The organism is Peribacillus sp. NPDC058002 (genome assembly GCF_042886655.1).
Classification (GTDB): Bacteria; Bacillota; Bacilli; order Bacillales; family DSM-1321; genus Peribacillus; species Peribacillus aracenensis.
The window spans coordinates 1-11,447 of record NZ_JBHVQU010000121.1 but is presented as its reverse complement, the minus strand read 5'-3'; the positions used below and the strand labels follow the sequence as shown (position 1 = coordinate 11,447).

Below are 11,447 nucleotides of genomic sequence, written 5' to 3'. Positions count from 1 at the left end.
CTTATAAATTATCTAGACAACTGTTTATATCTTTTTTGGAACCTTTTATCACTACCTAATCACCTATGCAAAATATAATATACAAATGTATGAAATCTCCCTTTCAAATAAAAAAAGCCTTGGGAACTGAGAAATCAGTAATACCAAGGCTTCAAAGCCATTAATAAATTTACATTAATTGAAAATCACATAAAACTAGGGAAATATCTCAGAAGAACAGCACTATATCTCCGAAATTCAGGATATATCTCCGAAAACGGCACTATATATGCGAAAATCGAGGTGTTTGTATAATTGATCTATTTTCTTGACCTTATGCCATTTTATACATTTCACTATTCCTCAAGTATACCCTTCACTCGCTTTACTTTGTCTTCCATCTTGCGTTCTTTATCACGACGGTCATCGATTCGGATATTCGTACAAACTCTAGCAAGACCTTTTTCAAAAGGTACTTCGTGCATCGCTTGGATCACTTCAAACAACTTAGGAAGGTCGCCTTCAATGATTGTATTCATGGGAGTCAGTTGAAAACGGATTTCTCCCTTTTCTTCATATTGCTTTAATACTCTTTGAATATCTGCCACATAACTGCTGACACTTGGAGTTTGTGTACCTACAGGAATAACCGTTACATCAACTATTGCCATTCTTATTCACCAATCCTTTTTATGTATTAATCAAGAAGCTTACATCATCCATCTTATATTGACGGATGTTTTTAACTATTATAACTTAAACTTCGCACCTGGGAAATTTGATAAGAGCCTTGAAGCTTGAGATTCGTAAATCAAAGCACTTCTGCTGGTAAAAAAATTACTGTAGAATCGTTGATTCTTAACACTTGTCCTGCTGACTAGGTCATTAGCTGCCTTTTTAATACATCCCTTATATGCTTACGAGTGGAACTAGATGCATTCCATTTTGCCTTATTGGTATTATAATTCCAGCAAACCAATCCACCTCTATAAAAATAGAGGTGGATTGGTTTTAGATCGATTTATTTATGCCTTACTTTTATTTATATAATCCTTATAGACTAAAACTGCAACAACAATAAAACTTAGACTAACAAACCTGAAGATCATCTCTAAACTAATCCATTCAGCTAAAATGCCTAATACAAATGCGCTAATTCCAACACCAATATCAAAGCTGGAAAAAAAGGTTGCGTTGGCTGCACCTCTTTTTTCTTCTCTTACTTTTTGAACAGTCCACGTTTGTAAACATGGCATAACAGTGCCATACCCTGCCCCAAATAAAATCGCCGCAATGATAAGTTGAATATCATTTGTCGTATAAGACAGGATAAAAAGTGACAAAAATCCTAACATAGCTGAAATAATGATAATAGACCAAGGTCCTTTTTTGTCATACCATTTTCCTGTAAACGGACGTAGTAAAGTTGATACAGTTGCATTGATAAGGAAGAATAGAAAAATATGATCTACTCCCTTTTGTTTACCAAAAAGAACCAAGAATGTAATGACAGCCCCAAAACCTAGTGTTGTAATAACGGTAAGTAATGCTGGGAACCATACGTCTTCTTCATAAATCATATCCAAAAAGCGAAATGGTTTCTTCTTACGCTTTACATTAGTAGGTGAATTTACAAATTGAAGCGCAATTACCGCTAATAAGCTCAGTACTACTGATGACCAAATTAAAATATCGAAGGAAAAAGAGTCATAGATAAGGATACCTATACTTGGTGCAATGATAGCCCCTACCGTTGTGGATATAGAAAAATACCCTATCCCTTCTCCTAAGCGTGTCTTAGGAATCAAATCCACTACTATTGTACTATTAGCTGTGGTTGATACCCCCCAAGCAGCACCATGGAAAAGCCGTAACAATAGAAGAAGCCATATAATATTAAGATACGGATATAGCATTGTAATGATCATTAAAGCTGCACTTGCACAAATGGCCAGACTTTTCCTCTGGTTATGAATTAAATAGTAACCTACAAAAGGCCTGATTAAAACAGCACCTATCGTAAATAGTGATGTGACTAGACCTACCTGAATGGAAGATGCATTCATGCTTAACAAATAGGCAGGCAAAATAGGCAGCAACATTTCAAACCCAATAAAAACTAAAAAGTTGCTTATAAATAAAAAAAGAAATGATTTATTAAAGATTCTTTGACTTTTCATATAATTATTCCTCGCTTCTAAATTATTTTTCTAAGTTAGAAGCGTTTGGAACACCGAAACATTTTTCAATTGTCTAAGGTTTTTAGTCAATTGACTCACCCTCTCTAAACCCCTTAAAAAATTTATCAAACCATCATATCAGAACCTCTCCTTATAAACAAGCTAATTTTCAAAAAGATTTATTTATATGACTTTATTGTCTTTCTACTGGAATTAACATCACAGTTTTTGCCATGTGTATTTATTCCAATAAAAAAAACATCCTCGACAGGATGCATTAAAATTACTAAAACACATTAAAAGCCACAAGTACCCTCGTAACGAATGATTTTTTCTTTCTGCTATCGGCGGGTTAGGGGCTATGGAAGCCGTTCTAAATATATTAGTTTATAATATGACTCCCGCAAAGCTTCCTCTTTATACTTGCTCCTCATTCTGGTTTGTGCATAGGAAAGTTGCCAAAATAGATATTCTACCATTATCTTTCTTTTCAAACTTTTCGATCGTTACTTCACATATTATTGTATCTCCTGTAAAAACTGGTTTAATAAACTCAAAATTCATGGTACGAGCCAGTACATTGTTTTCTCCACCAACTTTTGTTGGTAAACAAGCAGTCAACAACCCTTGAATAACAAGTCTTCCCTGTTCATCAGGAGTAATATGGTGATTCCCCTCATCCCATGATAATTTTGTGAACAATTCAACATCCTCTTTAGTGAAAGTCCGTTCAAATGTAATAATATCCCCTACGTTTAAAGACAACTTTATTCCCCCTTTTATTTTTATGCAACTATAATCGTGTAGAATGAAACGATTGCCGGCATGGTAATTCTTGGAATTTTTTTAGTTTAGATATTCGTGGTAGCGTCTAGTGTGAAATCATTTAAAATGCTGTAATATTAACCACTTTTCATTTTAAATGTGACATATATTCAAATGCCGTTATTCAATATACGCCTTTAAAACAATAAAACAGTAAATTAAAAAAGGTGTAATATTCATGAGGAAAATTCCTTTCAAGTAACCCATATATTTCATCTTAAAATAAATTGATATATAGTATATTATTGCAGGATTATTAGGATAACTTCACAGAAAACATATCATTATGATTCAAAAAGAACATAGCTTAATTTTTCTAAGTTACATAATCAACCGTTTTGATAATGCTTGGAAATCCGTATAATCCTCAGATGCTGCCCTCTATAAAAAACTTACCCATACTATATGCGTAAAAAGTTATTTGGATAAACATGTTTTTTTCTATTGTCAATTAAAGCAATACAGTAAGCCAATCGCTCTACCCCTAGTTTAATTTGACTCTCGTTCACTTGTGAGATGCATAATCGAACGAGATTTTCCTTTTTATATTCTGCTAAAAACATTCTAGAGGCATCATCAACATATATATGCTGCTCGTTTAACATATGAACCACCTGTTTTGCTTTCACATTTTCGGGCAAACTGATGGAAAGATAGAAACCGGAAGTCGGTTTTGAAAAAGAAGTATTGGCCGGCAGAAATAATTGACATGCTTCTTGAAGGATTTGCATTTTAGTCCTATATAGCTCTTTAACTTTTTTGAGATGGCTATTAAACATACCGCTCTTTAAATAGATTTCCAGCGCACCTTGAGAAAGAGCTGAACTATTAAAATCCGAACTGAATTTATATCGTATGAAATTGTTAATCATTAATGCAGGAAGAACGACAGTACCAATCCTTAACCCAGGGAGAAAAATTTTCGAAAGGCTTTTAATATAGATCACTCTCCCAGAGGGATCAAAAGAAAATAATGGATCTGATTTTGGATTTGGATCAAGGTCTCCTAATATATCATCCTCCACTATATATACATCGTATTTTTCAGCTAACTCCACGATTTTTTTCTTTTCGCTATTCGTATAACAATGTCCTAGTGGATTGTGAAATCTAGGGATAATATAGAAAAATTTTATATCATTATTTCGAAAAATGTATTCCAGACGATCAAGATCAATCCCTTCCATTGATAATTCAATTCCAAAGGTAGTAGTTTGGTGTAGATTGATTGACTCAATGAATCCGAAATAAGTAGGCTGTTCAATTAGAATATTGTTTTTTCCATTTGGAAATGGCATAGACACTAATAAATTAAGGGCTTGCTGGGAGCCAGATACAACGACTAATCTTTCTGGTTGAGTGAAAACCTGTAAATTTTGCAGATATTTCACCAACTGTACTCGTAATGAGTAAAGCCCTTGTTGATCAGAGTATGTAAAAAGCTCTTCTTTATAATGGTCAATTGCTTGATTCATACAATGTTGAAATTCCACATAAGGCATAACATTTTTATCTGGACCTGCAGACAAAAAATCAATTACCCCATTTTCTTCCGGCGCTTTTTGGTATTCATTCACAACATAGTAGCCGCTTTTAGGAACAGAATAAATTAAATGCTCTTTTTCAAGTTCTACGTATGCCTTAATGACCGTATTTTTGCTACATGAAAAATACTCAGATAACTGACGAACAGAAGGCAGTTTACTGCCAGCAATTAGCGAACCATCTTCTAATCGAAGCTTAATGTCTTCCATTATCTTTATATATTTTGAATTCATTTAATTCCCCCCTCCAACTGTACCAGGACAGATAGGTAAAAAAATGGTTTATTTTTATTGAATGGAATCATAGTATGTTAATTATATCAAAACTGTTTTTAAAATAAGAAAAAAAACGGTACAGATGGGTACAAAGTATAAATGGGGGGCTAGAGAAGATGCGGGGAGTAACAAGGGAAAAATTCGGATTATTATTAGGATTAGTGGGGGTCATTTGTTTTAGCTTAACACTTCCTTCTACAAGTATTGCAGTAGAATATTTTGGGACTACGATTGTTGGTTTAGGAAGAACAGTTGTAGCCGCTATTTTAGTAGCCGTTGTACTAATTGTTCGAAAGGAAAAACTACCTTCTCCTCACCAATTCAAACGTCTACTCATTGTTGCTTTTGGTGCAGTTTTAGGATTTCCTCTCCTCACTTCTTGGGCAATGGAATCCTTGCCTGTTTCTCATGGAGCTGTGGAATTAGCTCTGTTACCGTTAGCGACAGCCGGATTTGCTATATTTAGGGCCGGTGAATTCCCCTCTCTCAAATTCTGGATTTCAAGTATGATCAGCTCTTTAGCGGTAATTATGTATGCCCTTCATCTTGGATTCGGCCAATTGCAATTTGCCGATTTAGCTTTACTGGCAGCAGTGATCATTCTGGGACTTAGCTACGCAGAAGGGGGAGAATTAGCGAAAGAACTAGGTAGCTGGCAAGTGATTGCCTGGGCAATTATGATTGGTGCTCCATTTTTCATTATTCCAGTTGGGCTGAATCTGACAACTGAAATGCTTCATGCCCCAATACAAGCTTGGATTAGTTTTATTTATCTCGCAGTGGTTAGCCAATTTCTAGCATATGTTGCTTGGTATAGCGGAATGGCTTTGGGCGGGATAGCAAGAGTTAGTCAGATTCAATATTTACAACCATTTTTGATGATTCTATTTGCAACAGTATTTCTAGATGAATCCATCACAATTTTCACTCTTGTAATAGCAGTGATTGTTGTCTTTTCTGTTATATTAGGCAAAAATGCTCCCGTATCAAAAAACGGAGCTGTATCAAAAAAAAGCTAACTCAATGAAAGTTAGCTTATAGAAGACTAAATTTTATAGATGAGAAGTTGTCGACTTATCTTTTGAAAAACATCAAAATTCATACCGTCTTAGTAATTTTCCTGACCTGCATTGTTATACAGCAGCGCCCACATGAAATGCTATCGAAGTACGAAGCTCCTGACAGTTCATACAGTTTGCAAGATGTAGATGCTGGGTTTCTCGCTGGTATGAACAAAGGAGTTCAAGGATGCAAAATAAAAAGCAACAAAATGAAGGGAAAGCTAAGTTTAGTCAAAATCATCCATTGCAAAGACAAAAGTTAAATGTTAACCAACTGGAACAAATTTCAAATACGAATGAGCAACAGATTTCACTATTAATGAAATCAAATCTAAAAAAATAACATGAATGTTACTGCACTAACGGGAGTGTTGATCACATAAGGATTAACGCTCTTTTCCTTTTTGCACATTAGGAATCTTCTGGCTTAAATTTCATTTTGTAAAATACTTATTTGTAAAAGCTTTAATATTCTTTGGTCTTCCAGATCTCTACTTCTTAGCTTCACTGGCTTTTTAACCGGTTTCTTTTTCTCATCATGGTTCATCGTTCTCACCCCAATGAAAAAAGCACCCAAATTAATGGATGCCTTCTCCTTTTATTCATCAATTTTGACTTCTTTCAATAGATCATTTCTATATGAAATTGCATCTCGTTCAAAAACTTTTTTAAACCTATCTTCGTACTCTTCGCGGGTTATTAGTCCTTTTTCACCCAGCAATTCTACTATAGCTCTAACCCTTACTCTACTCGACACTAATTCGTTTGTCATATTGGATAATAAAATACTGATTTTCTCATAATCATCATTCATTTTTTCATCCCCTTTGTTTAACTAATTTGACAAAAGGGACAAATTCCCTGCAAAGAAAAGCACCCCAAATAATAGATGCTGTTTTTCATTAGGGAAAACATATAAAATAAGGGTGCGCTGTCAGTTCCTCTTTTACACCCTCATTTAACCATGAGTCATCATAGCACCCACCACAATCACACCCGATTATGAAAAACTTTATTGTTCTTCCGCTGTCTTACAGGCAGTTTAGATCGTAATTTAGCAACTTAGATTGTACTGGTGTCAATAACAAATCGATACTTTACATCTGATGCTAAGACACGCTCATATGCTTCATCAATTTGATCAGCAGAGATTACTTCAATCTTTGGAAAGATATGATGCTTTGCACAGAAATCCAACATTTCCTGAGTTTCACGTTTGCCACCAATCGCGGAACCTGCAAAAGAACGGCGATGACCGATAAGGGATATCACGTTAAGGGACAATGGCTCTCCAGGAGCACCGACATTCACCATAATGCCATCAAGGTTTAGTTATTCCATTGGTTCTTTTGTCTTTTTATCGTATAAAACCTATATTAGATAACTAATTAAAATAACTAAAGTCGCTATTGCTCCCTAAAAGATTGCCGGTAATAAAAAAGGGTTTTTACGATTGTTAATTAGAGAATAAGGAAGTTATAAAATACAGGGAAAAGAAAATCATTATATTACGATACACACAAATCCCTCCTTTATCCATATATTCCTCTTTTTATAAAAATTTTAAATCGTTCGAATTCCAAGTATTACATTATAATTCTTCATCGCTATGATTTACTTTTTGGGGTGTAGGCGTTAATGTAACCGGATATATTCACAACAAAAGTGATATTGATGCGACAGATAATCAGGTTGCAGCAGAAGATAATAAATGTTTAGGTACATTAATACTTATCTCTGACGAATTCACTACTGTTCAATCTGGCAATAAGAGTAGCATTGACCTAGGGTTTCCTTCATTCCCGAGTAATATGATTAAAGAAATAGATCACGCAGAAATTAAAGCATTTCTTTATTAATTTTTGAAGAAAAACAATGAACATAAACATCAAGGCTTACTTAAAGGAACAAGATGTTTACAGAGTAGAAGTTTCCATTACATATCCTAGGTGTGAACCTAAACATCCGCCTTTTCTTTGCATACTCTATATCAATGAAGAATAGGGGAGGAGCCTCAAAAAATGTATTATATATACACAGATGAAGATATAAATTTAAACGATATAAGAAGACGTATTGGTTTTGGTGGTGGAGGTCACTTTGGAGGTTTTGGGAGGCCTTTTGGGTTCGGGAGACGACCTTTTGGGTTTGGGAGACCATTTGGGTTTGGGAGACCATTTGGGTTTGGGTTTCCTTTTTTAGGTGGTCTTGCTGCCGGAGCTTTGCTTGCAGGACCTTTTTATGGGGGCTATGGTGGGTATTATGGATATGGATATGATGGATATGGATATCCAGGCTATGCACCATATCCGGACCCATATTTATATTACACTTATTGAGAAAAAAAGTATGCGACTAATAACAAGAACGAATTTGGATTTGTAAAGATAATCTACTTTAAAAGCCCTTCTCACATTGAGAGGGGTTATTGTAAATGTGTTAAATGTGGTTCGTAACAGGAAATATAAAACATAAATAATGTTGGTATTCCTAGGTAATAACCTAAACTTCTTCCTTACCTTTGCATACTCTAAATCAAATTGAAAAACAGGGGTGAGATTACTTGGAATGTGTGAATTAAATGCAGATATAAATATAGTTGATTTAAGGAGAATTACTTTAGGTGTTATTGGTCCCATTGGAGGGGTTGAACACATTGGTAGTGTTGGACATGTTGGTAGTATTGGGCATGTTAGTCCGGTTGGTAGTATTGGATATGGTGGTCCCATTGGAGATTATGTTGGTATTGGTATTAGCTATGGATTTCCTTTCGCAGGGGAACTTGCTGGTGGAGCATTTCTTTCAGAGCCCTTTTATGATGGAATTGGTGAATATGGATACCCCGGATATGCTCCATATCCAGATTTTTTTTCATACTATACTTTTTGAGAAAAAAAGTTAGTGACTAAGATCAAAACGAATAAGAAAAATCCCTCCTTAGCTTGGCTTGATCTACCTATTTATATTTAAATATATTAAATGATTTAATACATAGAAATGTCATTTTAGTGCAAATTTCAACAATCTATGGTTCTTGTAAAATACTATAAACTTTGGATAGGTCATCCAGACGCTGGTCCAGTAGTAACCCAAACTTTCACAGGGAGTTTCAGTAATAAGACACCTACAAAAAAATCACTATATCTCGTTTAGGTCTTAAAGACTGGAACAGTAATCCAGTTAGTTTACAAGTTAATATGCATATCACGAATTATGGTGATTGGGCATCCAAATTTTTAACGTATATCATTAATGAAATAACATTCAATCGAATAATACAAAAATGCCCCTCTCGATTCGAAAAGGGCTTTTATTAATCCTTAACGATTACACTAATGATATCACTGAAGAATATACTCAAAGTTAAGGAGATGGGTATTTTTTAAAGGTTTGATCTATTGCCATATCCGATGCCCTTCTTCCGAAGCCAATGCATTTGCTTTGGTAACATGAACAGTGCCAAATGGATGGTTAGGAGGAGCATATATCGAATAAAGTTTTAGAGGAATGTTACCAGTATTGGTTACATTATGCCATGTGCCAGCAGGTATCATTATTGCAAAATCATCATGGACGTTTCGTACAAAGTTTAAATTATCCTGTCTATTCCCCATTTGAACAACCCCTTGACCTTGCTCAATACGCAAAAATTGGTCAACATTAGGGTGAATTTCCAAACCAATATCTTCACCAGCTTTAAGACTCATCAGTGTAACTTGCAAATGTTTTCCTGTCCAAATAGCAGTACGATAGGTAGTGTTTTGTTTCGAAGCCTCGTTGATATTTACTACAAATGGTTTTGGTCCATAATCTTTAGCCTCAGTATGATTTCTTCCGTTTGATGTTTGTAAAAAACCCAATTGATTAGCATTATTAACACGCCTATAATCAGGATTTCTCATAGGTACATTAACATAATAAGGATTTTGATATTCATAGGGATGGATATAAGGAACATAATACATTTTTCTCAATCCTTCAGTTTTTAAAATTATCTTATGCACTTATTGAGTAAATGTACTATTAACAGAGCCATAAATAAAAAAACCATCTCGATGAAAAGGGATCGAGGGTTATTGAGAATGTATTCCTTCAATTAATTTTTATTTATCGCAAAAATGTATGCCTAGGATGTATTCATAATAAAAAGCCGCCCAATGAGATGAACAGCAACAAAAGCAAGAGCAACTTCAAGCTCAACTTCAAGCCCAGGCTCAACTTCAGGCCAAGGCTCAAAATGATACCGATACTATTTCAAATGTAGGTAATCCAGTTGTGAATGTAAATGTATCCTATGATACTCTCTAGTTATATCAGTTAGTGTCATAGTGAAATTAAATGCCGGAGATAGCGTAAAAGTTTTTGCTTCAAGTACAACTCCGGATGTCCTTTTGCCAAGGAAAGCAACTCGCTTGAGTGAGCTAGATCCCCAAAGGCTTAAATATGAGTTATGTTACAGACTACCTGGAAAAGTTGGTTATAGCAGGGAGTGCGGTAGAGGTACCTACATTCACTCCAACTACCATTCCGGTTTTTTTTGCATCTAGATTTTGGGTTTATGCCAATTAAAGAACATTAAATATGAAATATGTTCAGAAAGACAGCGTTGCTATAACTTCTGATGTTTACGCACATATAAGCAAAAAACTCGAAAAGAAAACGTAGACAAGTTTGAGGAATACACCAAAGGAAATCATTGATTAAATTTTTTTGTTGAATTTGGTGGGCAAATATCAATTTCATTTATATATCTTAGATTTGCCCAACAAATAATAAACCCCTGACACCAGAGGTGCCAAGGGTTTGAGATGCAAACAGCTAATGCCATCATTATTCAACCTGTGAAAGAGTCCAAAAAGTGTCCGGCCATTAAAACAACTACTTCTTTCTTAAAACAAATTATTAAAAACAATAAACGTAAAGCTGTAGCACATTGGGTTGTAGCGATACTAACAAAGTCAATTGGAGCGTCAGCTGTTGCAAAACTGGCTGGTTTTAATTGAGCTTATGTAAAAGATGGTTTTAATTAGGCAGTAACTCTAGGACAAAAAAACGATCTTATATTTATAGAGATTGCTTTTATATATTCTAACGAGGTGTATGGTCTTGAATATGCCCTTCTTTCTCGAGTGATAAATCAATAAAGAGAACTGATGTAATATATCAAGTTCTCTAGTAAAAATTTTTTCTATATTCTTTTTTTATATGAGAAGAAATTTATAGTGGAATCATAAAAAATCAGTCCATACTGAACCTTCCCATTATTCTTCCTTATCATTATTCTCTTGGTTATTCATTTCTGAAATTCGTCTTTGATTGGCTTTCGTCTTGGCATTCACATGGTTTGCATCATTTTGTTTATTTTTTTTAGAACCTCTTGCATCATTACTCATACTTACTCACCTCCCGCGGCAGCTTATATATATGCTAGCTTACTCTTGCCTCCAAATTTTATACGCCTTTTGGGAATCGTTTTGTTGTTTTCATCCTCTGTTCCTCCTGACAAACCATTAAGACGCGTAAACTGTTTTAATCCTGTATATCTAACTTTAGTAAGTAATAGATCTAATTCATGGCTATTT

Annotated in this window: 11 protein-coding genes and 2 pseudogenes; 5 read left to right on the top strand and 8 right to left on the bottom strand. The window is 34.7% G+C overall.

Annotated elements, in window-relative coordinates; all coding sequences use genetic code 11:
• Positions 1–335: 335 nt before the first annotated feature.
• From ACFVSH_RS17990 to ACFVSH_RS17975, 4 genes are all read right to left on the bottom strand, one after another.
• Positions 336–650 (bottom strand): MTH1187 family thiamine-binding protein, encoded by a 315-nt coding sequence (locus ACFVSH_RS17990; protein WP_260287303.1) that lies wholly within the window; start codon positions 648–650, stop codon positions 336–338.
• Between the two features lie 354 nt (positions 651–1,004).
• Positions 1,005–2,159, bottom strand: coding sequence for an MFS transporter (locus tag ACFVSH_RS17985; protein WP_387594779.1), 1,155 nt, complete (start codon positions 2,157–2,159; stop codon positions 1,005–1,007).
• Between the two features lie 417 nt (positions 2,160–2,576).
• A complete protein-coding gene (locus tag ACFVSH_RS17980) occupies positions 2,577–2,924 on the bottom strand; it encodes an FAS1-like dehydratase domain-containing protein (RefSeq protein WP_387707153.1) in 348 nt (115 codons plus the stop codon).
• A gap of 461 nt (positions 2,925–3,385) precedes the next feature.
• Entirely contained in the window at positions 3,386–4,762 is a 1,377-nt protein-coding gene (locus ACFVSH_RS17975) for an aminotransferase-like domain-containing protein (RefSeq protein WP_387594774.1), read from the bottom strand.
• A 158-nt stretch (positions 4,763–4,920) separates the two neighbouring features.
• Here ACFVSH_RS17975 and ACFVSH_RS17970 point away from each other — a divergent pair, with 158 nt between their 5' ends.
• Both ACFVSH_RS17970 and ACFVSH_RS17965 read left to right on the top strand, forming a co-directional pair.
• Positions 4,921–5,823, top strand: a complete 903-nt coding sequence (locus ACFVSH_RS17970) for a DMT family transporter (protein WP_387594771.1) — start codon at positions 4,921–4,923, stop codon at positions 5,821–5,823.
• Between the two features lie 134 nt (positions 5,824–5,957).
• A pseudogene (locus ACFVSH_RS17965) lies at positions 5,958–6,208 on the top strand (FMN-binding negative transcriptional regulator); the annotation flags it as partial.
• A 255-nt stretch (positions 6,209–6,463) separates the two neighbouring features.
• Here the strand turns inward: ACFVSH_RS17965 and ACFVSH_RS17960 are convergent.
• Positions 6,464–6,679 carry a hypothetical protein gene (locus tag ACFVSH_RS17960; RefSeq protein WP_230303433.1) on the bottom strand — a complete coding sequence of 72 codons (216 nt, stop codon included), beginning with the start codon at positions 6,677–6,679 and terminating at the stop codon, positions 6,464–6,466.
• Between the two features lie 248 nt (positions 6,680–6,927).
• Positions 6,928–7,197: pseudogene (locus tag ACFVSH_RS17955) on the bottom strand (alcohol dehydrogenase); the annotation flags it as partial.
• Positions 7,198–7,886: 689 nt separating this feature from the next.
• Here ACFVSH_RS17955 and ACFVSH_RS17950 point away from each other — a divergent pair.
• Together ACFVSH_RS17950 and ACFVSH_RS17945 are read left to right on the top strand one after the other, a co-directional pair.
• Entirely contained in the window at positions 7,887–8,204 is a 318-nt protein-coding gene (locus ACFVSH_RS17950) for a hypothetical protein (protein WP_387707151.1), read from the top strand.
• A 229-nt stretch (positions 8,205–8,433) separates the two neighbouring features.
• On the top strand, positions 8,434–8,754 hold the full coding sequence (locus ACFVSH_RS17945) for a hypothetical protein (RefSeq protein ID WP_387594766.1): 321 nt from the start codon (positions 8,434–8,436) through the stop codon (positions 8,752–8,754).
• 506 nt (positions 8,755–9,260) lie between these two features.
• Here the strand turns inward: ACFVSH_RS17945 and ACFVSH_RS17940 are convergent.
• Positions 9,261–9,830, bottom strand: a complete 570-nt coding sequence (locus tag ACFVSH_RS17940; RefSeq protein WP_387594763.1) for a cupin domain-containing protein — start codon at positions 9,828–9,830, stop codon at positions 9,261–9,263.
• Positions 9,831–10,673: 843 nt separating this feature from the next.
• Between ACFVSH_RS17940 and ACFVSH_RS17935 the strand changes: the two genes are divergently transcribed.
• The gene (locus ACFVSH_RS17935; RefSeq protein WP_387594760.1) at positions 10,674–10,868 is read left to right on the top strand and encodes a hypothetical protein; all 195 of its coding nucleotides are present in this window, start codon (positions 10,674–10,676) and stop codon (positions 10,866–10,868) included.
• Positions 10,869–11,126: 258 nt separating this feature from the next.
• Here ACFVSH_RS17935 and ACFVSH_RS17930 read toward each other — a convergent pair whose 3' ends face one another.
• Positions 11,127–11,258: a hypothetical protein gene (locus ACFVSH_RS17930; RefSeq protein WP_387594757.1), complete on the bottom strand. Its 132-nt coding sequence runs from the start codon at positions 11,256–11,258 to the stop codon at positions 11,127–11,129.
• Positions 11,259–11,447 lie beyond the last annotated feature (189 nt).

What these genes read in the sequence shown, in the direction of transcription:
- ACFVSH_RS17990 (WP_260287303.1), bottom strand. Translation starts at nt 650, where the DNA reads ATGGCAATAGTTGATGTAACGGTTATTCCTGTAGGTACACAAACTCCA.
- ACFVSH_RS17985 (WP_387594779.1), bottom strand. Translation starts at nt 2,159, where the DNA reads ATGAAAAGTCAAAGAATCTTTAATAAATCATTTCTTTTTTTATTTATA.
- ACFVSH_RS17975 (WP_387594774.1), bottom strand. Translation starts at nt 4,762, where the DNA reads ATGAATTCAAAATATATAAAGATAATGGAAGACATTAAGCTTCGATTA.
- ACFVSH_RS17970 (WP_387594771.1), top strand. Translation starts at nt 4,921, where the DNA reads ATGCGGGGAGTAACAAGGGAAAAATTCGGATTATTATTAGGATTAGTG.
- ACFVSH_RS17960 (WP_230303433.1), bottom strand. Translation starts at nt 6,679, where the DNA reads ATGAATGATGATTATGAGAAAATCAGTATTTTATTATCCAATATGACA.
- ACFVSH_RS17950 (WP_387707151.1), top strand. Translation starts at nt 7,887, where the DNA reads ATGTATTATATATACACAGATGAAGATATAAATTTAAACGATATAAGA.
- ACFVSH_RS17945 (WP_387594766.1), top strand. Translation starts at nt 8,434, where the DNA reads ATGTGTGAATTAAATGCAGATATAAATATAGTTGATTTAAGGAGAATT.
- ACFVSH_RS17940 (WP_387594763.1), bottom strand. Translation starts at nt 9,830, where the DNA reads ATGTATTATGTTCCTTATATCCATCCCTATGAATATCAAAATCCTTAT.
- ACFVSH_RS17935 (WP_387594760.1), top strand. Translation starts at nt 10,674, where the DNA reads ATGCAAACAGCTAATGCCATCATTATTCAACCTGTGAAAGAGTCCAAA.
- ACFVSH_RS17930 (WP_387594757.1), bottom strand. Translation starts at nt 11,258, where the DNA reads ATGAGTAATGATGCAAGAGGTTCTAAAAAAAATAAACAAAATGATGCA.